Source organism: Flavobacterium sp. NPDC079362, assembly GCF_050267765.1.
GTDB classification, from domain to species: Bacteria; Bacteroidota; Bacteroidia; order Flavobacteriales; family Flavobacteriaceae; genus Flavobacterium; species Flavobacterium azizsancarii.
This window is the reverse complement of sequence record NZ_JBNNFM010000003.1, coordinates 185,734-212,444: the sequence shown is the minus strand read 5'-3', so window position 1 is coordinate 212,444 and position 26,711 is coordinate 185,734. Positions and strand designations below refer to the sequence as shown.

Below are 26,711 nucleotides of genomic sequence, written 5' to 3'. Positions count from 1 at the left end.
GATGCTGGTGGTGATGTGCAGATTCTCAAATCTCACACAGCAACCGAGCTTTACATGAAGATGAAGGATATTTATGCTCCTAGCATATGGAATGTAAGTACTGTAACGGAAATGAGAGAACATTATAAAGCACTATCAGATTTTGATAAAATACTGAAGAAATTTAGCTTAAATAAAAAATAAAATTTTACGCTTTTCTATATTTTTCGCAAGGTCTGCGATCCATTAAATGTTTCATCGTCATCAGTAGAATCATTGTTATAGTTTTCCATCAATTCCTTTTAATGAGATAAAACTGCTCCTCTGAATTTTAAAGAAGTTTTTCCGATGCACTAAACCAAGTATGAATCCATTTCTCTATCATCCTAATATCTAGTTTAAAAAGACCCTATAAGAAAGTCTTGCTATTGATTGACACTTAAGAGCATTTCATGATGACTTGGCTGCAATACAAAAAGAAAGTGGTAATAGATGTAAAAAAAACCAGCCTATAAAGGCTGGTGGATTAAATGTGCTATTTAGAAAAATATATAGAGTGATCAAATATATTGTATCCTTTATGAATTGTTTTCTTCCCTGTTTGGTTTTAACTGCGCTATGCTACTGTTTAAGGTAAAAATTTAGTAATTTAAAATAAAACCAGCACCAAAGCCCATATCGCTATCATAGTGAGAAGATAGAGAACCCCATCTGGTAACTATATAGCGCAACCCTGCCATATATTCCTTGTCTGTATTCAACATTAAATTCATTCGCAGTCTTTTAGAAACCGGGATGTCCTTACGTTCAAACTGTAGTCTGACTTTACCATCTGTGAAAACCTCAGCCTGTGCTACTATTAACATAGGAAGGGTATAGTTGACCCCCAGACTTACTACTGCACGTTTATCTTTAGTGTTTTTTTGTCCAAAGAGATTTTTCTCTTGTTCATCTTCTCCCATTTTTCGATATCTCCAGTCAAATCCTATAAATGGCATTAGCCATTGCATTTTTCCAATATATCGACCAATATGTGTTTCAGTTTCATAACCATGCATGTCATTGTACCCTAATCTCCATTCGGTTCCAATACTCCAGCGTGTACTTTGATACATTGCTTCACCATCATTTCCATTGGTTGCAAAATCATTCTCTGCCATAAAATGAAATTTCCTGTCGTCTGCAAAGAGTTTTCGTTGTGCTAATTTTGGGTCTGGAATTTCAGGATTGGCAGGTTGGTTTTCGTAGGTAAAAACCCTTCCCATTCCGCTCATCATATGGTATAAAATATGGCAGTGAAAAAACCAGTCCCCGTCTACGTTGGCATTAAATTCCAGCGTATCTGTTTCCATCGGCATTATATCAATCACATTTTTTAATGGTGCATACTCTCCTTGTCCATTAAGGACTCTGAAGTCGTGACCATGCAAGTGCATTGGATGGCGCATCATTGAATTATTATGTAAAACGATGCGTACATTTTCGCCTTTTTTAATTAATATTTTATCGGCTTCAGAAACCACCTTATTGTCCAAACTCCAGACATATCGATTCATGTTACCGGTAAGTTCAAATTTTAGTTCTTTAATAGGAGCATTTTCAGGAAGTGTTGTTTTGGTAGGCGATTTAAGCATTGCATAATTTAGAGTTGTAATATCTGAAAGCGCATTGGCATTGTATTGCTCAGCATCCATTTTCATACCATCCATCTTTGTATTGGTTTTAGGCTTGGTTTCACCCGTGATTTCGGGATACATTACTACATTCATATCCATTTTATTAAGGCTCATGCTCATGCCCATATCATCCAGATCTCCATTCATTTTCATCATACCGTTCATCATCTTCATCCCTTCGAAATATTTAAGCTTTGGCAAGGGTGCCGCTAATTGCTTAACCCCGCTGCCAATGTAGAGAGAGGTAGATTTTGTTCGGTCTTCCGGTGTTGCCAAAAACTCATAAGCTGTTTTGTCAGCTGGAATGGTTACAATTATGTCATAGGTTTCAGAAACTGCAATAATTAATCGATCGACCTCAACTGGTTCTACGTCATTTCCATCATTGGCCACAACCGTAATTTTCCCACCGGCATAAGTAAGCCAAAAGTAGGTTGATGCACCACCATTGGCAATCCGTAGTCGGACTTTATCACCCGCTTTAAATTGAGAAAGCTGATTTTCATTTTTTCCGTTGATTAAAAATTTGTCGTAATAAACATCACTGACATCCATCGCATTCATTCGCTTCCATTCATTTTTTATTTTGTCCTTAAAATACCCTTGCTTTATAGCTTCAGCATAACTTTGTGTGGTCCCCTTTTTAATAGCAAACCAGTCCGATGCATTGTGCAGCAGTCGGTGTACATTTTCAGGTTTCATATCTGTCCATTCACTCAATACTATGGGAACAGAAGGCAGATCATCGATTCCTTTACGGAAAGTTGGATCATCTGTTCTTTTATTCATTATAAAAGAGCCGTACATGCCTATCTGTTCTTGTAGTTCCGTATGGCTGTGGTACCAATGTGTGCCATGCTGAATAATGGGAAAAGTATATAGATGCGTGGTATGGGGTTTAATTGGCATTTGGGTTAGGTTTGGCACACCATCATATTGATTAGGTAAGAATAAGCCATGCCAATGCAGGGAAGTATCTTCATCCAGCTCATTGTGAACATAGATTTCGGCGATATCTCCTTCTGTAAAGGTCAGGGTAGGCATGGGTATTTGTCCATTCACTGCTATAGCCCTTTTTGTTTTTCCTGTAAAATTTACAATTGTATCTCTTATATACAGGTCATATCGAACAACACGTGGCTGTGCGTTATTTTCTCCAGGTGTTTTTTGAGCAATCGTACTATTATTGTTCTCCTGTATTGCTGTATTTCCTTGGTCAGTTTGTTTCTTGGGAATGTCTTTATGCTGCGATATTTTTGTTTGCTTTTTTATTTTTTCCGGCACTAGTTTCATACCGCACTTTGGGCAATTTCCCGGTTTGGGTTCATGAATATCGGGATGCATTGGACAGGTATAGGTAGTGGGATTTGACTCTTCTTTCGCTGGCTTTTTATCCATTTCCATTGTTTTCATATCCTGGGCATGAATCAGGACAGGAAGCATGATAGATACGAGTATTATCAGTATATTTTTCATATTGCTTTTTTAAAGAATATTATTCTGTTATTTTTTTTTCATTTCATCCAATTTGGCCTTCATTTGTGCAATTTCCGCTTCTTGCGCTTTTATGATATCTTGGGCAAGTTGGCTTATTTCTGGATCTTGAAGAGAAGCCTCTTGAGCCATGAGGATTGCTGCTGCATGGTGTGGTATCATTGATTTTAAGAATTGTTTATCGTCAACAGTTGCTTGCTGTCTGATACAGGAAAAAAAAATGATTGCGGCAAGACACCCTGTGATAAGTAACACTATGTTCCATTTTTTATTCATATACATACTGCCCATTACAATAATCTCAATTATGAGCATTGGCATAGTCATTAGTCCTGCCATGTAAAATTGGTTTACATTGGGAATGACATTAGCAAAAATATCGACCATCGAATACATTAGTATGTACATAGAAATAAATGACAATACGATCATAATGGCTAATTTTTTGTACATTTTGGACTCTACCTCTTTAGAATGCTGCTGTGTTGTGTGTTCCATTTTCATATTTTTAGCTTTAAAAGTTATTTAGATTTATCTATTTCCCTGAACAAAACAAGTCTAATGTTACTATAACACTATATCGGCTTAAATGCCAAGGATTTTTTTATGCTCCTGTAGTTTTCAATGTGATATTGTAATACTTATTATTTATTTACTTTTAAGTAATAATTGTAACTCTTCAATCTGATTTTTTAATTTTTCAGTACCCTTCATTTTTTTCTGTTCTGCAATTGTTAAGGCTTTTTTTGCTGCTTCAATAGCATTGGGATAATCCTTCAGTTCTAAAGATACTTTCTGTCTTAAAGTGGGATAATAAAAATTTTCGGGATCCAATTTTTCAGCCTCAGTTAACCAGGATACTGTTTGGTTATTTGCTCTTCCCGTGGTTGAATAATAATTTGCTGCCTGAAACAATAAAGTAGCATTTTGACTTTTCTCTTTAATAATATATTTGTCAATTAGGGCTAAAATTTCTTTGTCAGCTTTGCTTTTCATTGGTATTTTAACCATAGTATTTTCCCATTCTATTTTAAGGAAACCTTCCCCTTTACTATTGATGTCATTTAATTCGATGGTAAAAGTTTCGTAGAAATTAGTTGTTTTTTCTGTGGGGACGGTAAAACGCATAACGTCTTTTTTCTCATCATAACCAGTTTCGCCATGTAAAGTAATATCACTATTTATAATGATAGTCCACTCATTTTCTGATGGAATTGAAAATATAGAGTAGGTTCCTGTTTTTAAAATATTATTTCCTACGGTGATATCCTCATTAGTACTGATGGTCGTACAGTCACTTGCACCTGTCCGCCAGAGTTTGCCAAATGGCACCAGTTCCCCAAATATTTTTCGTCCTCTTACTAAGGGTCTGCTATAGGCCATTTTTATTGTTGAGCTTCCAATTTCTTGTTGAAATGATGCTGAAGGGCTTGCAGAAGTAAGCTTAATTTGAACTTTTTCCTGTGCATAAATTGATAACGATTGTATAATAATGAAGCTTAATAGAAATATTTTTTTCATAGTTTTTTAATTTTAAATTGATTTTGATATTTTTTCCATTACCGAATGGTCGGTTCCAAATTTACAGATAGCATCACAATTAGCTCTTAATTCAGAAAATAGGATATATTTTATATTCATTTTCGAGTTTTTTATAACGGGCCTATTTAGCTGAAGCACTACATCCTTTTCTCTGTTATTGGGAATAATAATATAAAAAACTTCCTGTCCGCTTGAAATACTAAAGTACAGGTCAGACAAGCGCAGTATGCCGGAGTAGATACTAGTGCTCTTTTCTACTTCAAAGGCACCTATAATTTTGTTTGTGCCTTTTTCGAACCAGAGCACATCAATAAGCTTGATGGTGTTTTTAGTGTCCTTGTCGGTAGGCAACTCAGGGAATTTTACCAGTGAAATAAATGAGAAATTTTGTCCATTAAATGATTTGTTTTTATCATTGCTTGCCGGGATAACATCGAAACCGAGAGAAATACCTATTTTTAGCAGATGGTATTGCATCTCATTATGCAGATTTTCCTCCAGTTTTTCTTCGAGTATTTCTTTTTGACGCTTGTGTACGTTTTTTTCGAATCTTGAACGTTCTGCCTCGCTTAAGTATTCATCGTTACCGATTAGCATTTTCTGAGTTCCAATTTCAAAACACAATCCTGCAATGGCACCCAAATCATTTGACAGCTGAGATTTATGCAAAGTGTTAGTTTCCATCAAAGTTTCTCTTATTTTAAGATATTCTGTCCAGCTTCCCAATTTTTTTTTGTCTTTAAAAAGAAAATTAAAACCATTGAGAATAGCAGTGTTGAATGGAGGGAACCAGGTTGGGTGTATGAAATATAAAATACTGGCAACCGCAGGTCCTAATCCTTTAATTTTTAATTCATCGAGTTTTATGATTTCTTTTACAACCTGTTCTTCAGACTTGGCATTGATACAATTTTCAAGGAATTGACCGAAAGCCAATTTATTGTTTTGATTTTCATAGATATCAGGAATGCGCAATTTGGGTTTCCAATAAAACGGATGGGAAACCCCTGCAAAGATTTGTTTTTGTTCAGCAATGCAACTCAGAACAAATTCTAAACTGCTTTCTTTAAAATCATTAGGAAAGGTTTTCTTTTTAATATCCTCAATGACTTGTAAAACACCACGTCTTATAGTCCGAAATGCCTTTAACCGTTGGTTGTTATCTATAAACCAGGTATTGTAGACACTTTCGTTATCGTTTTTATACTGAAGAATAATTTGTCCTAGATTGGTCATTTGTTTTTATAATAAATTATTATTCTTTAGAGTTTTAAGCTTCTCAATCGCAATGCATTGACAATGACAGATACCGAGCTAAAACTCATTGCCAGGGCAGCAATCATAGGAGAAAGTAATATTCCGAAAAACGGATATAAAACTCCCGCAGCAACTGGTACACCTAAGACATTATATATAAAAGCAAAGAATAGGTTTTGCTTGATGTTGCTCATTACAGCGTGGCTCAGATTTTTTGCTTTAACAATTCCTTGCAAATCTCCTTTTACCAAAGTAATCTTGGCACTTTCGATCGCGACATCTGTTCCTGTTCCCATCGCAATGCCAATGTCCGATTGTGCCAAAGCTGGCGCATCGTTTATACCATCTCCTGCCATAGCAACAACTTTTCCTTCAGCTTGTAATTTCTCTATTACTTTTAATTTGTCTTCCGGTAAACAACCTGCTTGGAAAGAGGTTAAATGCAACTCGTCGGCAACAGCTTTGGCAGTATTTACATTATCTCCCGTAAGCATAATTACTTCAACTCCTTGACGCATTAATTCTTTTATAGCAGCAGCACTGGTTTCTTTTATAGCATCGGTTATCGTTACAAACCCCACTACGTTCTTATCTACAGCGATATAAGAAACTGTTTTTCCTAATTTTTGTTCGGCAATAATTTTCTCTTCAATTGTGGCAGAAATAGCTGCGCCTACTTGCTCCATTAATTTTTTATTCCCCAATGCGATCTTTTTATCAATAGCAGTTCCAATAACTCCTTTTCCTGCAATATTTTCAAAATCATCGACTTTCGTTAAAGAGACATTTTTAGCTTTTGCAAATTTCACTACTGCTTGTGCCAAAGGATGTTCGCTATACTGATTTAAAGACGCAATGTATTGCAGCAGTTCATCTTCTGAATATTGTAATGCAATAATTTTTTCTACCGAAGGTTTCCCTTCTGTAATTGTTCCTGTTTTATCAGTAATCAGAACATTTACCTTATCCATTTTTTCTAAAGCCTCAGCATTTTTTATCAGAATTCCCGATTGAGCGCCTTTACCAACTCCTACCATTACAGACATGGGCGTTGCCAATCCTAAAGCACAGGGACAGGCAATAATTAATACCGCAATGGCATTTATAAACCCATAGACCAATGCCGGTTCGGGACCAAATTTTGCCCAAATGAAAAAGGTAAGAATGGAAATTACAACAACAATTGGTACAAAATATTTAGCAATACTATCGGCTAGTTTTTGAATTGGTGCTCTGGAACGGCTTGCATTATTAACCATCTGTATAATTTGCGAAAGCAAGGTTTCCGAACCAACTTTTTCGGCAATCATTATAAATGATTTGTTTCCGTTTATCGTTCCTGAAGACACCATATCGCCTATTTTTTTATCTACAGGAATTGGTTCACCTGTAATCATCGATTCGTCTATTGTACTTTCACCATCGGTTATTTTCCCATCCACAGGAATTTTATCTCCGGGTTTTACCCGTAATAAATCACCTTTTTTTATATCATGGATTGAGATTACTTTATCACCGCCATCAATTACCAAAGTAGCTTCGGTAGGAGCCAATTTTAATAATTCTTTTATAGCGCCACTGGTTTGACTGTGCGCTCTGGCTTCAAGCAATTGTCCTAACAAAACTAAAGTTAGAATAACTGTTGTGGCCTCGAAGTATAATAGTACTGTTCCGTGCTGGGTCTTAAATTCACTTGGAAAAATGTCTGGAAAAAACATTCCAACTAAACTAAATAAAAATGCCACTCCTGTACCAATTCCGATAAGGGTAAACATATTTAAATTCCATGTGATTATTGATTTCCACGCTCGTAAAAAAAACACCCAGCAGGCATAAAAGACAACAGGAAGTGATAAAATAAGCTGTACCCAATTCCATTTAGCCGCATCCATTAGTTGAAGTAGAGGATTGTTGTGTGCCATTTCTATCATGGCAATGGCGAAAATAGGAACTGTAAATACAACCGCTATTTTCATTTTCTTAACCAAACCCTTATAAATCCTTTGTTCTTCGCTTTCGCTTGGTTCCATTGGTACTAGATCCATCCCGCAAATAGGACATGATCCTGGCGCATTGGTTATAATTTCCGGATGCATAGAGCATGTGTATTGCTGAACCTGAACAGCGGCTGGTTCTTGTACCAAATGCATTCCGCATACAGGGCAATCTCCCGGTTTATCATACATTTTATCGCCTTCACAATGCATCGGGCAATAGTATTTTCCACCCGCATCATTATGAGGCACAGCTAATTTTTTATGATCATGATCGTTAGCAGTACTACAGCATAATTTCTCTGCTGTTTTTTCTTGCGAATGAGTCGTGTGGGTCATTTCAATGGTGTACTTTCCAACCGCAGTCAATGCTTCCTGCAGTTGCTCGGTCGCAATATGTTTTTCCATTATAATGGTTGCCAATGGGGGATCTAGAGTGACATTTGCCTTTACTCCCTCAACAGCATTTAATGTTTTTTCTACTTTCGTGCGACATCCATCGCAAGTCATTCCCGATATTGTATAGGTGTGTGTCATAAGGTTATTTTTTTACAGCTTAGCAGTGTTATTTACTTAATATATAGAAAGTTAGTGTTTTTTTTAGTAAACCTGTAATTTTAATCTACTTAAAATGACTTGTTGTTCATCAGCTGTTACAGCATATTGTTAAACACTGAAAAATAATTATAAATAGTTATGTATTTAGATTCTAATTATTTAATTATTTCTTTCACCTCACCACACTTGAGCATTTTTTCTCCAAAGTAAGGATTACGCACTTCTTTGGTAGAACTAATCCATACGGCTCCTTTATTGTCGAAAGCCATTGGACAATATTCCACGTATAGTTCAGCCTCGGCCATTCCTGCTTTTTTTAGCAAGGCAACCATTTCATTACTTAGTTTAGAATAAGCAGCCCTCTGCTTTTCAATATCAGGAGCTGAAACGATTGATGCAGCGCTTGCTGCAAGATTACTGTTGTTGCTAATTTCCCGTGCTCCCGCTTCAATCGCATTGGCTGCCAGTTTTGCTTCCCCGAGATTATCTTGGGTAAGGGCTACTGTTAAATGGGCATACTGGCTGTATACCGCATTTAAGACATCATCATTTATCCTGATTTCGGCTTCCTTTGAAATTGGAACAGAAGTTTCACTATTCTTAGGATTCTCTTGCTTTTTGTTTTCATTATTACCGCAGGCAATAAGTAAGAAGATTGATAATATTGGGATTCCTATTTTGATTATTTTTTTCATCGTCTGTTGTGAGATTGGTTATTACATTTTCATTCCTGACATTGGGTTTTTGCCTTTCTTTAATATAAATTCACTGTACAGGAGATAGGCGCCAGATGCAACAACGACATCACCTTTTTTTAAGCCGCTAGTAATTTCGACTTCATCGAAGGTTTCCGAACCAATCGCCACCATTCTAGGCTGATATTTGCCTTTTCCAATTTCAATCCAAACATGTGTGCCGCTTCCGTCTCTTATAACAGCATCCACAGGTATGGTCAATTTCATTTTCTGTTCTGAGGAAGGCAGTAAAACAATTGCCTGCTGACCTGCCTGCCATTGATTGTTTGGATTGGCAATAGTACCGCGCAGCTGTATTATCTGCTTGCTTGTTTGCAGGGCAGGATTTATAAAATCTACGGTCATTGTTTGGGGCTGATCTTCATAACCCGAGACTATAACTTTAACCTTTTGGCCGGTTTTAATTTTACCTGCATCGGCTGGATAAACATCAGCTTCGACCCATAAACGATTGTAATCTTCTAATTTCATAATAGAGGCTCCTTCTGCTACATATTGGCCTTCTGTAATGGAAAGTTCTGCGACTATTCCTGAGTTTGGAGAATAATAATCAACATAAGGGGATGCTTTTTGTTTTTTGAATAATTCATTAAGCTGGGCTTCGGACTGACCGTACAATAATAGTTTTTGTTTTGCAGCATTTTTTATTTGGGCAAAGCGTTTATCCTCGGCAAAGCTTGTGGCCTGTGCTGTGGCGATGAGGAACTCCTGTCGCAGGGCTGATAGCTGCTCTGAATATATTCTGTATAAAGGCTGGCCTTTTCGAACGGGAACACCAGTTTCTTTTACATACAACTCTTCAATCCTTCCTGCCACTCGGCTTGAGATGTAAATAGTTTGCTCAGGGTCAGTAACCAAACGTCCATTGAGACGGGAAGAATTTAAAAATTCATTTTCTCCGGCAGTTATTGTAGTCAAATTGGCTAGAGCTTGCTGGCTTGGCCCCAAGGTTAGAAAGTCCTGTGAGTTGTTTTTTTCGAAGGGCACTAAATCCATTCCACAGATTGGGCATGAGCCAGGACCATCTTTTACAATTTGCGGATGCATGGGACAGGTATAGGTTTGAACTTTTTCCTGACTGACTTTTTTTTCTTCTTTTTGGGCACATGCTGTAAATAGAAGTGGAAAAACCATTGCAATGAGCAAAATAATACGAATTATTGATTTACTGTTCATGACTTAATTTTTTAATTTATTTTCTGAAGCTATCTTGATAAAACTCTCACTGTCTATCATATAGGCCGCATTGCCAGCAATACCCCAATCACTGATGTCTTGATCTATTAGGACCATTCCATCAGCATTGTTTTTCGTTTTAACTTCTCTGGGAACAAACACGTCTTTTTCTTTTTTGAAAACGATGGATTTATTTCCTAGATTGAGAACGGCACTTTGCGGGAGCCACCAGCCTTTGCTGACAATAGGAATGGTTGCAGTTACTAATTTTCCAGTTTGAAATTTATTATCCTGCAAATAAATCCTTGCTATAGTAAAGTTGCTTCCCTCTTTAAAGACGGGCTGAATAAGTCCAATAATACCAGTACATACGGTTTGCTTATCTGATGGTTCATAAAACACTAATTTTTGTCCTTTTTTAATCTGGGGTGATACCGATGGATCAAAAGCAAACTCAGCGATAAGGTTTTTGTTGGTATAGATTGTAAAGAGTGATTGTCCAGCACCGATATATTGCCCTTCTCTTAACATAATAGCAGAGGCAGCAGGGGTAGATGCGCTATTATTTGATGCTGCATTGCCACTTGAGCCCATAGCGCCCATGCCATCATCTGACACCGAGCTTTGAGGTGAAGCCGAAGGAGCTGCTGCAGAAGCGTTTGCTGTCGCAGTATTGTCTAAGATGTACCCGGTGGCATTACTGTAAACAGGAATGCGATAGGAAATTTTACCTGTCTTTAATACCTGTTGTATTTGTTTCTGCTGCATACCTAGCAGAGACAGTCTCTCTTTTGCTTTTTGAAGCATCGGATTGTTTGCATCAGATTGATAAATAAACAACAATTCTCTTTGCGCGGCAGCGAGGTCAGGTGAATAGATTTCCATGATTAGCTGTCCTTTTTTTACGGGCTGGTAATTGTACTTAATCAGCAGGCGCTCAATTCTTCCGCTTACCCTGCTGGAAATGCTGGTCTGCTCACGGGTATCGTAGGTAATAATTCCCTGTACCTGCAGAGAGAATATTTTAGTCCCTCCCTGCGGTTTTATGACAGATATATTAGAAACGACCTGTTCGTTGACGGGTTTTAAAAGGTGTTTTAGGCTGCTGTCTATAGCTGTTTCCGTACCAGGGGTATGTCTTGGAACCAATTCCATACCGCAAATTGGGCAGCTGCCGGGCTTATCCTGAATAACTTCAGGATGCATCGGACAGGTATATTCTTGATTTGCACTATGCTGATGGGCTGGCTTATTGTTATGCTCGGTTTTCTTGTTACAGGCTGTCAATAATAATATCGAAACGAATAACAATGCGACTAACTTAGCGATAGAGTTCTTTTTCATAATCGACAATCATTTGATATAGTTTTAATTTTTCATCTAATAAGTTATTCTGCAGCATATTTAAAGCTTCCCAGGAATCAATTACTACAGGAATCTGCAGTTTGTTTTCCTGATAGTTCAAAAAGTTTACATCCAGGGACTTTTGCATAGAAGGGATTATTTTTGTTTCGAGTCCCAAAATCCTTTTTTGCATGGTCAGTATTTCATATTGCATACCATATAACATACCTTGGGTTTCCTGCAGCATGGCAGATTTCTCTTTCTCCATTGCCTGCACATTATACTGCATTGCTTTGGTATCTGATTTATACATTTTTGATGACCAGGGAGCAATAGGAATAGACATCATTGCCATTACCGAATAGGCTTTGGGCATCATTTTATCAAAAGAATTCATATGGTCAAACTGGATTTTAAAAGAGGGATTTTTCTCTGCTTTCATGGCCTCAATACTGAGCTGCATCGATTCAATCCCTGCATCCATCTTCTTAATATCACCACGCACTCCTGCAAGACTTGTGGTGTCGTGCAAAGCAGGGTTAAAGACGGGGATAATACTCGTGTCTATGGCAAAATCAGCATTGCCGGGCTGGTTCATCAAGCTGTTGAGCCATGCTCTTGCTTTTGCGATTTCACCTTCCTGCATGCGGACCATATTTTTATTTTCTTCAATCCTTGCATCGATCTTGTATACATTACCCAATTGCGATTGGTTGTAGGGATAGCGCACTTCCTCAATCTTTTTCATGGTGAGCATTATCTTTTCGTTTTGATCCAAAACTTTCATTCGCTGCTCGGCTACCATCCAACCGTAATATAGTTGTTTGGCCTGTGCTTTATAGTCGTTAAGGGTAACGGCACGGGTAGCATTCTCAATGTTTCCTTGGGACTGGATGAATTTTTTCTTCTTGTTTAGCTTTCCTACATTGGGGATGTCCTGTTCAATTCTGAACATTAAAGATCCTTTGTCGCGATCATCCATAACTTCCTGAAAAGGATAGGGGGTCATAAAGGTTCCCACACCCACCATTGGTGCCATCCATGCTGTTGCGGCATCGGCACTGTATTTATATCCTTCTGCCTTTAAACTATAGCTTTGCAGAAGAACATTTTTTTTATCAATCCTTTGAAGGATTGTATCGAGAGACAAGACCTGTTTGGTCTGGCTCAATAGCTGTAATGGCAGTAAAAGCAATAGTACTGCCAGTATTTTAATGTTTGACATCATGTACTTCGAGTTTGCCATATTTTCTTAGTTCATATTCTTTAGACATTAGGAAAATAAGCGGGGTTACTAATAAGATATGTACGGCAGAGGTAAATACGCCGCCAATCATAGGCAATACAATTGGTTTCATTACATCCATTCCAACACCATTGGACCACAGGACAGGTACCAATCCAAATAATGAGACGCAAACGGTCATTAGTTTTGGGCGCAATCGTTTTGCGGCGCCGTGTACCACATATTCCCTTAGATCCTCTTTAGTAATGGTTTCTCTTGAGTTTCCTTTGGCCTTGATAAGCTGCTCCATAGCATCATTGAGATAAATAACCATTACAATTCCGGTTTCCACGGCAATACCAAACAAGGCAATAAAACCTACAGCTACCGCCACTGATAGATTGACATCCCAGAAAAAAATTATATAGGCACCTCCAATTAAAGCAAAAGGAACTGTTATAAGACTTAAAAAGGCTTCTCTAAGGGAATTAAAGGCAAAATAGAGGGCGAAGAAAATAATAAGCAATACTAGCGGCGCAATGACTTTAAGGGTCTTTTCTCCGCTGATCAGGTTCTCATATTGTCCGCTCCATTCTATAAAGTACCCTTCAGGAAGTATGTTTTTGGCACTTTCTAATTTTTTCATCGCTTCCTGTACGGTTCCTCCCATATCACGATCACGTATATTGAACATGACTGCTCCGCGAAGGAGTGCATTTTCAGAACTGATCATTGGAGGACCGTCTACGAATTTAATATCAGCAACGGCAGATAAAGGCACTTCTCCAAAGGTAGGAGACTGTAAGGGAATGCGTTTAATGCGTTCCACGCTATTTCTATAATCCTGTGCCATACGCACACTTATTGAAAAACGTCTTCGTCCTTCAACAGTATTACCAATGGATGCACCACCTAAAGCAAATTCCACGGTTTGGTTTACATCATCTACTGTTAATCCATATCGGGCCAATTCCTGACGATTAACATCCACATCAAGGTATTTACCTCCGGTAATAGGATCTACAAATAAATCAGACACTCCTGGAGTTCCTTCTAAAGCCATTTTCACCCTTTCAGATACACGAGCAATGGTGTCGAGATTTTGTCCGTAGACTTTAATTCCTACGTCGGTACGAATTCCTGTTGCCAGCATATTGATTCGGTTGATAATGGGCTGTGTCCAACCGTTTACTACACCAGGTATCTGGAGTTTGGTATCGAGTTCCTTAATAATATCTTTTTTATCTATTCCTTCACGCCACTGTGATTTTGGTTTTAGCATGATAATGGTCTCAATCATGCTCATTGGGGAATTATCCGTAGCTGTGTTAGCTCGCCCTGCCTTTCCCAAAACACTTTCTACTTCAGGAACCGATTTGATTATTTTATCCTGTACCTGCAAAATGCGTTTGATTTCTCCATTAGATACATCAGGGAGGGTAACAGGCATGAATAAAATACTCTGCTCATCCAATGGAGGCATAAACTCCGTTCCCAGCCGCATCAATAATGGTATAGAAATCAATAATGCCAGAATATTGACTGCAAGAGTTGTTTTTCTCCATTTCAGAACCCAGCGTATAATTGGCTCATAACCTCTTTCCAAAAATCGATTTACCGGATGTGAATCGGTTGGACGGAATTTCCCTTTCATAAAAAAAGAAATCAGTACCGGAGCTAATGTAAGTACCAATAGGGCGTCCACAATCAGTATGAATGTTTTTGTATAGGCCAAAGGATGGAATAGTTTTCCTTCCTGTCCGGTAAGCATAAACACAGGCAAGAAAGAAGTAATTATAATTACAGTGGCAAAGAATACGCCACGAGAAACCTGCTTGCTGCTTTTCTCAATTATTTTGAGTCTTTCCTCTTCGGATATCCACTGTGGTTTTTTGCGAAATATATTTTTAATTCTTTTCATCAGAGTTTGTTTCATTTTTTTGTTCAGATTCCCATTGTGCATACCGTTGTGAGAGATGCTGGTAGGCATTTTCACTCATAATAATACCGTTGTCAACTATTACTCCAATGGCAAGTGCTATACCGGTAAGGGACATAATATTGGAGGATATGTCAAAGGCATTGAGCAGTATGAAACTTGCTGCAATTGTAATTGGTATCTGGATGATAATACTTAATGCACTACGCCAGTGAAAAAGAAAAATAATAACGATAAGGGACACTACAAGCATTTCTTCAATTAAGGTACGCTTCACCGAATCAATAGATTCTTTAATCAGATGTCCCCGGTCATATACAATATTGAATTTTACCCCTTTTGGAAGCCCTTTAGCAACTTCCTTCATTTTTTCTTTCACATTATCAATTACAGCATCTGCGTTTTCACCATAACGCATCACTACTATACCGCCAACGACTTCGCCAGTGCCATTATGATCAAAGATTCCCAAGCGGGTTTCCCCGCTCATCTGAACAGTTCCTATATCGCTGACTTTTATAGGAATGCCATTTTGGTTTTTCAGTGGAATATCCTCAATCTCTTTGATGGATTTCAGATAACCGGATGTCTTAATGATATAGCCAATATCACTCATGTCGAATTTTCTTCCGCCGCTTTCATTATTATTGTCACGTACAGCACTTATAACCTCTGGGACAGACAGCTTATAATATAGCAGTTTGTTTGGATCAATGGTAACCTGGTATTCTTTTTGAAATCCTCCAAAAGAAGCAATTTCACTCACTCCGGGAACATTTTGCAAAGCAAACTTGACGTACCAGTCCTGTAGCGCTCTTTGTTCGCCAAGGTCAATACCGGGTGCCTCCAAAGTATACCAGAGTATATGCCCAACCCCAGTTCCATCGGGTCCTAATTGCGGGGCAACTCCTTTGGGCAAGGTGCTGCTAATAGTACTGAGCCTCTCCAGTACTCTTGATCTTGCCCAGTATACATCAACATCATCTTCAAAAATGACATAGATAAAACTCATACCAAACATGGAAGCAGCTCTTACATATTTAATTTTGGGCAATCCCTGAAGGTTGGTAACCAAGGGATAGGTGATCTGGTCTTCAACGAGCTGTGGAGCACGTCCCATCCATTCTGTAAATACGATTACCTGATTTTCAGATAAATCGGGAATAGCATCAATAGGATTTTTTTGAATAGAGATGATACCCCATACAAATATTCCTGCCGATAATAGTAAAACGATATAACGGTTTCGCAGCGACCATTCTATTAATTTGTGTACCATAGATTTAATTTATTTGTGCAAGACTATCGCTTACTTTTTCAATCCAATTGAGCAGCTGTTCTTTCTGAAAAGTATTCAGCACTGCATTTTTATGGATCAGCGTATAGGAAGCCAAAGGCATTTCGTTGGCTTTTATCTGCTTGGCAATTCGGTCTAATTTATTTTCCTGTTTTCGTTTGGAATAACTTCCCCATTGGCTAAAATTCAAATTTTCTTTACCCTTAGTAATGTGTCCCTCCATGAAAGTACGTGCCGGCTGTATGTAGGAGTACCATGGATATTGCGTGTTGTTGCTGTGACAATCATAACAGGAAGTCTGAAGAATCGTTTGTACATTTTTGGGAATGGGATAGACTCTCGAAATGTGAATTGGTAAAACCTGCCCGTAATCGGAATTTCGGGCAGGCTGATACAATTGCATTAGTAGAAAAATAATTAACCCAATAAAAAGAATCTTTCTGATGAATCGTTTCATTTTACAATTGTTTTTTCATTGAACCGCAGGTAAGCATTTTGGAACCATAGTAAGGGTTTTTTATCTCTTTTGTTTCACTAATCCAGATAGCTCCTTTTCCACCATCATACATAGGACAAGAATCCTGGTATAGTGTTTTTGCAGCTCCAAAAGTTTTGATCAAATCATTTACGTCTTTACTCAGTAGGGCAAAATGCTCTCTTTGATGCTCGATATTACCACCATTAGCCCCAATATGTTCTGCGTGCTCTTTGGCATCGTCGGATATATCAAGATATACTGCTTTGGATTTTGGATCTATCGATTTTATATTTACGCTTTTGAAAGTCGCATACAATGCTTTTCCAGCTTTAGCAGCTCCGTTGGTGTCATCTTTTGCAAGTGCATTTTTTAATGCTAAATAATTTGCTACAATTTGTTCAGTTGAAAATTTAGTTTCTGTTTTTTTGCTTTGTGCATTACCAGAAACCATTACAAATACCATAACTATGGCTGAAAGAATTACATTTTTCATTTTTATTTAATTTTAATTGTTAAAAAACAGGTTACTATTGATGTTTCTGAAAAGATTTCTATCAACTTACTTACATGAAAAACACATATCATAAGTGAATATTTGGTTAAAGAGTGGATCAAAGGGCAGTCTAAAAAATTAGATGCATTTTTTCCATTTCAATAAATTCGGAACATCAATAGTCACCGTAACATTGAGTGGTCATTATGTAAATAACCCGATATATTTAGAAGTAGTTAACTGCTTTACAGTTCTTTTTTCATAGAACCACAGGTTAACATTTTTTTACCTTGATATGGATTTTTGATTTCCTTGGTTTCGCTTATCCAAATAGCTCCTTTCCCACCATCATACATAGGGCAAAAATCTTGATACAATTTTTGCTCTGATTTGAAAGATTTTATCAAATCATTCATGTCTTTACTTAACATGGCAAAATGCTCTCTTTGGTGTTCGATATTTCCACCGTTAGCTCCAATATGTTCTGCGTGTTCTTTAGCATCATCAGCAATATCAAGATATTCTGTCTTTAATTTCGAATCTATTGAATTGGGATTTACATTATTAAAAATTGCATACAATGCTTGTCCGGCATTTGCAGCTCCTTTTGTATCATCTTTGGTTAATGCATTTTTTAAAGTCAGATAATTGCTCACAATTTCGTTTATAGAAAATGTTGCTTGAGCAGCTTGAGTTGTTTTTACCTCTGCACTTTTTTCAGTAGTTTCCTTTACTGGCTCGGTTAATTCCATTCCGCATTTGGAACATTTGTCTCCTTTTTTTCCTGTAACTTCAGGATGCATGGAACAGGCATACAATTGTGAATCACTCTGAGTGGTCCCGGAAGCAGCTTCAGGAGCTGTAGTTTCCTTGTTTTTTGAATTACAGGCTGTAAGTACAATTGCCATTATAAGGGTCGAGAAAATTATTTTTTTCATTTTTTTTAGTTTTTATCTCTTATAAATGTTGTTTTGTCCAACATTGTTTTATTTGAGTGTTATACGAATTATTCTTTTTTTGATTGTGCAAATTCAATTTCCAGTTGGCATTTTGAATACCTTTTAGGATAGGATTTACATTTTTAGCACCAACCCATTGGGTTTTCGGCCTACATTAATAGTTTTAGAGACAGTGTGATTTGATACGTTAACTACAGAGACTGTATTGGCTGTCTGATTGGTCACATATGCTGTATTGCCATCTGCTGTAAATGTTATCGCATGTGCACCCGTGCCAGTAGTAAATACACCTCCATGCATCCACATCATCATAGTCTGGTCCCAAGTCCAATAATGTACTTTTGCATTAACAGGATCGCTTACCCAAAGTTCCTTCTTATTGCCATTGTGAGACGCTATTCCAGGCATAAATCCTAAATCAATGGTTTGATCTACAGCATCCGTTGCCACATTGATTACCGAGATAGATTGCCCGTCTTCATTATCAACATACATTCTGGCGTCACTTCCTGTCCAAGCACCCACAGGGTTGTTCCCTACAGCAACAGTGGCTGTAACTTGTTTGGTTGTCGTATTTATAACTGACACAGTATTATCATCTCCATTAGCGACATAAGCCTTAGTGCCGTCAGAAGAAAAGGTAAGCTCAGCAGGCATCATGCCCACTGCAATGGTATTTTTCAATGTGTATGTTAATGCATCATAAACCAGAACTTTTCCATTCATGTCCATTTGAGGTACCCAAATTTCTAAACCATTTGGACTGTAGATCGTGTTATGGTTCATCATTGGCAGGTTAATGTTTTTTACTGTTGTTCCATTGACGGCATCAATTACTAGGAGTTTACCTGTCATTCCTTCCATGCCGGCAGTATGACCGGCAGAGAAGTCCATTCCGGGCACGCCAATGGCCAGGTGATTAGAATGTAAAGAAATGTGGTGCGGCCACATGATCATATCAGTTCCGGTCCCCATAAGGTTGACGGTCTCTGTAACTTCATTGGTTGCCAATTTGATTACTGAAATTGTGCCGTCCTGACCATTGACCACATATGCGGCAGGATAGTTTATGTTCAATTTTGGATCGGACATATTCATATCATCTGATTTACTGCAAGAAGACAGCCATAGGGTTCCTAAGATTAATGCTCCAAGGATTGAAGTACCTGTAATTATATTTTTCATTTTTGATTTGGGATTATTTGATTGTTTCTATAGTTGATCCACAGCTTAGCATCTGGGAACCGTAATACGGATTCTTGATACCACTTTCTTTGCTCAGCCAATTCGCATCAACCATTGGGCAATGATTATAATAAACTGGTTGTGGCTGATTGGTAGTTTTTATAAGATCATAAGTGTCTTTAGATAAGCTTTTAAAGGATTCTCTTTGTTTCTTAATATCCTGGGTTTCAGAAATGTTTTGTGCATCTGTAGCTAAACTTTTCATTACATTCATCCATGCAGTATGTTCTTTAGGTTTTAGGTTGTCCATTTTAACAGCATTGATTGCAGTAAGAAGTTCTTTAGATTTGATTGCAGTAGTCTTGGCATCTGTTTTCACTAAAGCATCTTTTAGCTCAAAGTAGTTGTCGAAAATTGTTTTAAATGGACTCTCTTGTTGTGCATCTGGAAGAACTGCGGTTGTATGCTGGGAATGATCCATTTTCTCCATATCCATTTTTGATTCTTTCATTGGGACAGCCATCTTATTTGTTCTTTCATATTGGCAGCATTGTGGAAGTTTTGCATATGCTTCGGCAGGAGATAAGAATTGCTCACTGTCATATCCCGCTAAGGCAATTCGTTTTAGGATCTCCTCCTGATTTGTTTTCTTCTGGTCGTAGGTAATGGCCGCAATTTTGGTGTTCTCATCCCAGTTTACCAAAGCAATATTTTTGATGTTTCCTGCTTTTTCAATAGCAGTTTTGCACATTAGACAATTACCATAAATTTTTGTGTTTACGGTTTTGGCATTTTTTATAGGTGCGCCATACACTATGACTGATAGCAATATTGTAATTGCCATCAATCCTTTTTGAATTGATTTCATTTTAAAATGTATTTAGAAGTGAATGTAGCCTTATGAGAAATAATTGTATATACGAGGTGTATAGACTATTATTCTATATAAGCGAAAAATTAAAATAATGAAAAGCAAATGGCTTCCTTCTTTGGCACACGTATGGCTATCAAAAAAGGTTTTTAGCTTATTTTAGGTATAAGCCAGATAGAATAGAAACCTGTTAAAATTGAGGTTTCTGAATTGTAGAATTTTTGTTTTTGAGAAAAAAGACTCAAAGTATTGTTTTTGAATTCTAGTTCGTTTAAAAAGGAGATACCTCCATTACAAACTGAAGCACACCCGCATGAAGCATGTCCACATTTATGACCGCAGCCATCATGGTTTTCCTTTTTGGAATGACCGCCTTCTTCTGAGCAGCAATCATCGTTATGGGTTTTAGAAGTTTCCTTAGTACAGGAAGCTTTCTTTGAAAGATTTCCACATGCAAAAGTTGCCGTTGGCACTAAGAAGAGGCCAAGGGTAACAATTAATATGACGTAAAATCTTTTCATGAGAAGTAAATATATACAACAAAGGTACTTATATAAATATAAGTTAAAATAAATTAAATGTTAAAGTTGTTAATTTTAGATATCATTTGTCATCTCCAAAAATAATTCCTGCCATAATTAAATGGCAGGATCATCAATGTTATATTTTTACAATGTAATTAAAGATGCTTTGCTCATTATAATGTGAATTCTATATTAGAAATATCAAATGGAATAGCATCGAGTTCTTTTGCCTTATCAAGAACGTGATCAAAAAGGCACATAAATAAATTCAGCTTCCTTGTCTAGGAAAGTCTTTATCTGTCATGGACAGCCTATTCTATCGATTTTTGGTCTTTCCCTGTTAATGCATTTCATCTAAAATCCTTTTTGACATCTTGTTTCAATTAAATTTAAGGTCATATATAAAACATTAATAATCAACAATTGGAAATCAAATATTTAAACACACTGTTTTTTAAGCTGGCGTGATTAATAAACAAATTAAGCAGTAAAAATATGATAATTTCTACTGCTTAATTTTAAATTTTTCTAAACTCATAAAATACAAAGTTTTGCACTCAAATGATTTGAAGGGAGCAGAAGAATCCGAAAATTATTTTATTTACATGGTTTACCACGTAACATCGTCTGACCTATTAGAAACCCATTTAAGCCGGAAAATGAAAGTTTAAAGAATACTCCTATTAGTTATTATGTAATACGACAATAAAATATTTATAAATGGGATTGTATTACATTAGGGTAAAAAGAGACAAGCGAAAATTACTTAAAAAACCCGCCAGATACATTGCTGTATATGACGGGCTGTCCATAAACATAATCTTCCATTTTATGTTTACTTGTAATTTTAAAAATATCATTAGGTCATAATGAAATTCGATTTTACTCTTAAAAGATGTTTGCAATAACAAAATTTGATGAGAATCTAATGTAAGGCATTAATATTAAGGGTTTAAAGATACTTTTTTTGAATCAAAGAAAAAAGATCTACTGACCTGATTCAATTTAGAAGAATGGGCTGATCTTCAATCTTTATGATCTATGCGGAACCAGACTGTAGTTTTGATATGGAGTGATGATCTTTCATCTGCTAGCTTTGACAATCATAGCCAATAGATTCCATCAACTGTCATTTTAGATTACGACCTAAATCGCTGTGATAAATTAGATAGCTAGTGCAATTCTGCACAGCTTAAATGATCATGGCAATGAATGATTTTGAGATAAAAAAAATACCATATAAAGAAGCTTTTGAGAAAATGAAAAAGGCAGGAATGGATGTAACGTATGAAGAAGTAGTTTTAATAATCGACTTCTTACATAGTTTAACATCTCTTGTGCTGAAAAAGCATTTTAAATTGCCCTAAAATATTATCTTTGACAATGCTAATAATCAGTATTGTAATATGTTAACTAAAGTTTTGAAGTTATGAAAAGTGCAGTTATATATATCAGGGTTTCTACAGAAGAGCAAGCCGATAAAGGATATTCCCAGCGCGATCAAGATGAACGCCTGCGCAGGTATTGTGATAATCAGCAGATTCATGTTAGCACGGTTATTTTTGAAGACCATTCTGCTAAAACGTTTAAACGACCAGAATGGCAAAGGCTTCTTGTGGAACTAAAAAAGCGTAAAACAAGACCTGACTATGTACTCTTCACAAAGTGGGATAGATTCAGCAGGAATGCTGGTGATGCCTATCAAATGATAAATATGCTTAATGGACTAGGAGTTGAACCCCAAGCCGTTGAACAGCCTCTTGATCTCTCTGTCCCTGAAAATAAAATGATGCTAGCCATATATCTCGCAGCACCAGAGGTTGAAAATGACAGACGTGCACTCAATACATTTCATGGTATGCGTCGGGCAAAAAAAGAAGGTCGGGTATTAGGGATGGCTCCTTTTGGTTATATCAACCGCAGCAAAGAAGACGGTAAAAAATATATTGGGCAAAAGGAACCTGAAGCTAGTAATATTAGATGGGCATTTAATGAAATTTCAAAAGGTATATTAGCTGCGGATCAAGTCAGACAAGCCATGAACAAGCGTGGAAAAACGATTAGTAAAAGTGCCTTTCACGTGGCAATGCGTAATCCTGTTTATTGTGGTAAAGTTTTTATCCAAAAATATAAGGATGAGGAAGCACATTTGGTGCAAGGCCAGCATGAGCCTATAATTTCAGAAATATTATTTTATAAAGTCCAGGAAGTTATGGATGGAAATAAATCTGAGGTGCGTCCTAATGCTAAAATAATGTCAGATGATAATCTTCCACTACGAGGATTTTTAATTTGTCCTGATTGTGGAAGAAATTTAACAGGAAGTGCTTCGAAAGGTTCAAAAGGAGGTTATTTCTATTATTATCATTGTATTTCAAAATGTGGATTTAGAAAAAGCGCAGTTAAGGCAAATAAAATATTCGAGGATGATTTGGCAAATTATGAATTTCCAATTGCTATAAAAGATATTTTGCATGATATTATAATGATCAATTATAAAAATATTACCTCTATTTTCGATGAAAGACGAAAAGCTATAGCAGGTGATATTGAACGATATAATGTAAAACTTGGAAAAGCAAGGGATTTACTTTTTACTGAAAAACTTGATGCAGATGATTACAAAGAAGTAAAAGAAGAATGCAGAAAGAGGATTGAAGAGCTGGAGGGAGAACTTACGGTATATCTGTCAGAAAGAAAAAATCTTAATATTAAACGAAGTCTCGATCAGGTACTAGAAGCTCTTTCTAAGTTATCATCTGCATATAAAGAAGGTGATATAGAAACCAAACGATGTGTAGTGGGTTCGATATTTCCGGATAAATTGATTTTTGATGGGAGTACATATCGAACCCCAAGAGTAAACGTAATCGCGAAGTATATTTTCTTGATTAACAATACTTTGAAGCGTAAAAAAAACCGAACAAATGAGTCTTTTTCTCATTTGTCCGGTCTAGTAGCGGGAACAGGACTCGAACCTGTGACCTTCGGGTTATGAGCCCGACGAGCTGCCTACTGCTCTATCCCGCGTTGTTTCGGGTGCAAAGATACACAGTTAATACGGTTGTGGCAAGGAATTTCTAAATTATTTTTAAAAATTTGGAATTTAAATATAATTTATTGGAGTGTAGTTAGTTACAAAAAGCATAATAATCACTTAAATTTTGTATTCTAATAATGCTAAGTACGGATCTCCTTTTAAGCCTAATAAATGGCTAAAAGCAGGTTCGGTTTTATAACCGTTTTGTTTGAGTCGGATGATTTCTAATCTGAAGTTTTCGTCATGAGATTGTAGAATTTCATGTTCAATGATCATGTGTTTATAGCCATTTTGACTTTTGGCTGGAACATTTTGTCCAAAAACTTCAATTTCAAAACCATCGATTTTAAAGTTGGCAATAACTGATTCTTTCTCATTAATGGATATTTCTCTGATTGTGAAGTCGGTTTCTTTTCCGAAAAATGAATTTAGTTTTGCTGTAAAATCGTTTTTGTTTTTCCAATGACAGATAATATCAAGATCACTGTTTTCTATATCAATATTAATTGGAATCGTACCAACCAAAATAGGATCGAATTCAACAAGATTTAGTAAAACTTTGTGCTGAGTCAGGATATCAAAAGCCTTAATCTGTTTTTGATTTCCGTTTTTTAAATATTCTATAGAGCAAAAGTCTATCATAGTATTTATTTGTTGTAATTTTTCTCTTCTTTAATTTCGGCTTCAATCCTTTTGTTGATATTGATTTTAGCATTAGCGAAAACAAAAATAGTGGTTTTGTATTCCCTTGCATATTTATTCGTTATTTCTCCTGCAATAACAGAAGACTGAAAGAAAGGACTGGTTTTCTGAAATTCGGTACTGTTTTCTTCATAATTTTTGATTCTGATCAGGTTTTTATATCGAATGTCCAGATTGAACCAATTGACATAATCGGCATTAAACGAAACTGCTTTTATTCCTTTTTTGGTGTAATAATTTATGGCGCCGGCTTGTCCGTAGTTGTCACAAAGTACAAGTGTTTCTTTTTTATTTGGAATCAATGCATAAACTGAATCCGTTTTTCGGGCAAGTTCTTTCCAGCCCAGCATATCAGCAAAATCCTGTGGCAGATCGTGGTCTTTTCCGTCTTCCCAACGCAGCATTCCTAATTTTTTATATTGTTCGGGATTTTTGACAATGTATTCCGGACTTTTATTTGGGAAAACGACATGATACATCGGAATAAAAAACAATAGGGGAATTATGATAAATACGGGTTTTAGATAACGTTGCCAACCAGATTGTAAAGTTTGAGAAAGAAAAACTGCTCCAAAAGCAATGTAAACAGGATATAGTCCAATAGCATAATAGGCTTTGGCTTTGAAATAGATAAAAACGGCAAGGGTAAAAATTAGAGAAGTAAAAAAGAGCTTGTATTTTGTGAAAGGTTTATAAAACAATAAAGCATATAAAGCTGCAAGAATAACCGGAAAAGAACCGATAAAAAATAAAAGCTGTTCTTTTAGAAAATCTAAACGATCGACATTGACCAATTGTGTTTCGGACAGTTCCTTCATGTGGTGTACAATCGGGAATTGATTGTTGTATTGCCATAAAAGATTGGGTAATATTAAAAGCAACCCTAAAATTAAGGCAAAATAGAGTTTCTTTTCTGCAAACACTTTTCTTTGATTCGAAAATAAAAGAGCAGGTAAGAGGCCAATGAGCAGAAATAGAATATTGTATTTGTTGAGAAAACCAAAAGCAAATACGACAGCACCTATATAGAGCCATTTTGGTTTTTTGGTAGAAATGTATTGAATGATTACATAATAAAATCCTGTCCAGCACAATACATCCAAAGAGTTTGGCTGATACAGCGTGTTAAGCCGCAACAATACTGAAAACAAAATGCAGGTCGATCCTAGGATTAATGCATATAAATTACCTTTTAAAAGTTCAATAGTTTTCCAGACTACAAGCAGTGTCAAAGCGCCAAAAAGGGCAGGGAAGAACTTTATCCAGAAAACAGAATTGCCCAGTAAAAATATAATATAAGAAATCCAGGAGGTTACGGGCGGAACCGATAAATATCCCCAGGCCAAATGATGTGCCTGGTCCAGATGTAAATATTCATCACGCTGCAAATCGTATTCAGGGCTTATTAAAACATACTGCAAAACAAATTTTAAAATGATGAACCCGAGTAAAATTATCGTTTTTTTATTCATGTAAATTGGGTTTGTTGGCAGGTTGTTAATGATATAGCTAATATATAATTTATTTTGAATGTAGAATAAGTCAGCGTATTATCCAAAATGTTACAAAACAAAAAAGCTCCAGATTTCTCTGAAGCTAGTTTTATAAAAATTCCACAGGAACAATTGAAGTTCTTTATGGGATTTGGAATTTCATTTTTTGAAATTTTAGAAAAATTATTCCTCTAATGCTTCTTCAAATTCCATGTGATCCACTTTTTCAACCTCTACAGGTCTTGAAGCTTTTAGTTTATTGAATCTTTCTAATTGTTCTGTTTCTCCTTCTTCACCGCTGAAATAAGGGAAAACGTCCATGATTGGAGATTCAGAAACTGCCGGGATCGAGTATTCTCCCATTGTGCTTTGCATAACGTGAAGTGTATTGTCATAGGCTTCTCTTACGTCATTTGCCTGCACTAACAAGTACATATTCGATCTTCTTTCTTTACCGCTTTCTTCATCATAAGCCATCAAAGAAACTTTTGACTTGAACCAACGATCTGCGTTTTCAAAAGGATGAATCTCAGCATAATTTGCCACTTTTATATTTGTGATTTTAAATTCTTCACTAATATAAGCAGCCATCTCTTCATTTATTCTTTTTTCAGCTTCAGTATAAGATAAAGCATCAACCAAATAAGGTTCGGTTAAAACTTTTTGTCCACCCGTTTCATCTGTCTTTCTATATTTTACTTTGCATTCGTACCAAGTTGCGCTCATCTTC

At 36.5% G+C, this 26,711-nt stretch carries 22 protein-coding genes and 1 tRNA gene; 2 read left to right on the top strand and 21 right to left on the bottom strand.

Going from position 1 to position 26,711, the window contains the following annotated elements; all coding sequences use genetic code 11:
- Positions 1–620: 620 nt before the first annotated feature.
- The 17 genes from ACQKCJ_RS04790 to ACQKCJ_RS04710 form a co-directional block, all read right to left on the bottom strand.
- Positions 621–3,131 (bottom strand): multicopper oxidase domain-containing protein, encoded by a 2,511-nt coding sequence (locus ACQKCJ_RS04790; protein ID WP_246253201.1) that lies wholly within the window; start codon positions 3,129–3,131, stop codon positions 621–623.
- A 27-nt stretch (positions 3,132–3,158) separates the two neighbouring features.
- A complete protein-coding gene (locus tag ACQKCJ_RS04785; protein WP_246253200.1) occupies positions 3,159–3,647 on the bottom strand; it encodes a DUF305 domain-containing protein in 489 nt (162 codons plus the stop codon).
- Between the two features lie 150 nt (positions 3,648–3,797).
- A complete protein-coding gene (locus tag ACQKCJ_RS04780) occupies positions 3,798–4,670 on the bottom strand; it encodes a DUF2911 domain-containing protein (RefSeq protein ID WP_173965730.1) in 873 nt (290 codons plus the stop codon).
- Positions 4,671–4,682: 12 nt separating this feature from the next.
- Positions 4,683–5,927 (bottom strand): hypothetical protein, encoded by a 1,245-nt coding sequence (locus ACQKCJ_RS04775; protein ID WP_173965728.1) that lies wholly within the window; start codon positions 5,925–5,927, stop codon positions 4,683–4,685.
- 26 nt (positions 5,928–5,953) lie between these two features.
- On the bottom strand, positions 5,954–8,479 hold the full coding sequence (locus ACQKCJ_RS04770) for a heavy metal translocating P-type ATPase (RefSeq protein ID WP_173965726.1): 2,526 nt from the start codon (positions 8,477–8,479) through the stop codon (positions 5,954–5,956).
- A 176-nt stretch (positions 8,480–8,655) separates the two neighbouring features.
- Positions 8,656–9,195, bottom strand: coding sequence for a DUF3347 domain-containing protein (locus ACQKCJ_RS04765; protein WP_173965724.1), 540 nt, complete (start codon positions 9,193–9,195; stop codon positions 8,656–8,658).
- A gap of 21 nt (positions 9,196–9,216) precedes the next feature.
- On the bottom strand, positions 9,217–10,431 hold the full coding sequence (locus ACQKCJ_RS04760) for an efflux RND transporter periplasmic adaptor subunit (RefSeq protein WP_173965722.1): 1,215 nt from the start codon (positions 10,429–10,431) through the stop codon (positions 9,217–9,219).
- Between the two features lie 3 nt (positions 10,432–10,434).
- Positions 10,435–11,775 (bottom strand): efflux RND transporter periplasmic adaptor subunit, encoded by a 1,341-nt coding sequence (locus tag ACQKCJ_RS04755; protein WP_173965721.1) that lies wholly within the window; start codon positions 11,773–11,775, stop codon positions 10,435–10,437.
- Positions 11,753–13,003: a TolC family protein gene (locus ACQKCJ_RS04750; RefSeq protein ID WP_246253199.1), complete on the bottom strand. Its 1,251-nt coding sequence runs from the start codon at positions 13,001–13,003 to the stop codon at positions 11,753–11,755. The genes ACQKCJ_RS04755 and ACQKCJ_RS04750 overlap by 23 nt, the downstream gene beginning before the upstream one ends.
- Positions 12,987–14,936, bottom strand: a complete 1,950-nt coding sequence (locus ACQKCJ_RS04745) for an efflux RND transporter permease subunit (protein ID WP_427401504.1) — start codon at positions 14,934–14,936, stop codon at positions 12,987–12,989. The genes ACQKCJ_RS04750 and ACQKCJ_RS04745 overlap by 17 nt, the downstream gene beginning before the upstream one ends.
- Positions 14,908–16,218, bottom strand: coding sequence for an efflux RND transporter permease subunit (locus ACQKCJ_RS04740; RefSeq protein ID WP_173965718.1), 1,311 nt, complete (start codon positions 16,216–16,218; stop codon positions 14,908–14,910). The genes ACQKCJ_RS04745 and ACQKCJ_RS04740 overlap by 29 nt, the downstream gene beginning before the upstream one ends.
- 4 nt (positions 16,219–16,222) lie before the next feature.
- The gene (locus ACQKCJ_RS04735) at positions 16,223–16,693 is read right to left on the bottom strand and encodes a heme-binding domain-containing protein (protein WP_173965717.1); all 471 of its coding nucleotides are present in this window, start codon (positions 16,691–16,693) and stop codon (positions 16,223–16,225) included.
- A 1-nt stretch (position 16,694) separates the two neighbouring features.
- Positions 16,695–17,207 (bottom strand): DUF3347 domain-containing protein, encoded by a 513-nt coding sequence (locus ACQKCJ_RS04730; protein ID WP_173965715.1) that lies wholly within the window; start codon positions 17,205–17,207, stop codon positions 16,695–16,697.
- 245 nt (positions 17,208–17,452) lie between these two features.
- Positions 17,453–18,145, bottom strand: coding sequence for a DUF3347 domain-containing protein (locus tag ACQKCJ_RS04725; protein WP_173965713.1), 693 nt, complete (start codon positions 18,143–18,145; stop codon positions 17,453–17,455).
- 135 nt (positions 18,146–18,280) lie between these two features.
- Positions 18,281–19,258: a hypothetical protein gene (locus ACQKCJ_RS04720; RefSeq protein WP_427401503.1), complete on the bottom strand. Its 978-nt coding sequence runs from the start codon at positions 19,256–19,258 to the stop codon at positions 18,281–18,283.
- 106 nt (positions 19,259–19,364) lie between these two features.
- Entirely contained in the window at positions 19,365–20,219 is an 855-nt protein-coding gene (locus tag ACQKCJ_RS04715; protein ID WP_173965711.1) for a DUF3347 domain-containing protein, read from the bottom strand.
- A gap of 152 nt (positions 20,220–20,371) precedes the next feature.
- Entirely contained in the window at positions 20,372–20,743 is a 372-nt protein-coding gene (locus tag ACQKCJ_RS04710; RefSeq protein ID WP_173965709.1) for a hypothetical protein, read from the bottom strand.
- A gap of 1,205 nt (positions 20,744–21,948) precedes the next feature.
- Here ACQKCJ_RS04710 and ACQKCJ_RS04705 point away from each other — a divergent pair.
- Positions 21,949–22,113 (top strand): hypothetical protein, encoded by a 165-nt coding sequence (locus ACQKCJ_RS04705; protein WP_217427694.1) that lies wholly within the window; start codon positions 21,949–21,951, stop codon positions 22,111–22,113.
- 62 nt (positions 22,114–22,175) lie between these two features.
- Complete coding sequence (locus ACQKCJ_RS04700; RefSeq protein ID WP_427401550.1) at positions 22,176–23,744, top strand: recombinase family protein; 1,569 nt, start codon at positions 22,176–22,178, stop codon at positions 23,742–23,744.
- Here the strand turns inward: ACQKCJ_RS04700 and ACQKCJ_RS04695 are convergent.
- The 4 genes from ACQKCJ_RS04695 to ACQKCJ_RS04680 form a co-directional block, all read right to left on the bottom strand.
- A tRNA-Met gene (locus ACQKCJ_RS04695) sits at positions 23,704–23,776 on the bottom strand. The two genes, ACQKCJ_RS04700 and ACQKCJ_RS04695, sit on opposite strands and share 41 nt — an antisense overlap.
- A gap of 127 nt (positions 23,777–23,903) precedes the next feature.
- Positions 23,904–24,428: a DUF4269 domain-containing protein gene (locus ACQKCJ_RS04690; protein WP_427401502.1), complete on the bottom strand. Its 525-nt coding sequence runs from the start codon at positions 24,426–24,428 to the stop codon at positions 23,904–23,906.
- A 5-nt stretch (positions 24,429–24,433) separates the two neighbouring features.
- The gene (locus ACQKCJ_RS04685) at positions 24,434–25,960 is read right to left on the bottom strand and encodes an ArnT family glycosyltransferase (RefSeq protein ID WP_427401501.1); all 1,527 of its coding nucleotides are present in this window, start codon (positions 25,958–25,960) and stop codon (positions 24,434–24,436) included.
- A gap of 204 nt (positions 25,961–26,164) precedes the next feature.
- The gene (locus ACQKCJ_RS04680) at positions 26,165–26,707 is read right to left on the bottom strand and encodes a DUF4494 domain-containing protein (protein ID WP_271335006.1); all 543 of its coding nucleotides are present in this window, start codon (positions 26,705–26,707) and stop codon (positions 26,165–26,167) included.
- Positions 26,708–26,711 lie beyond the last annotated feature (4 nt).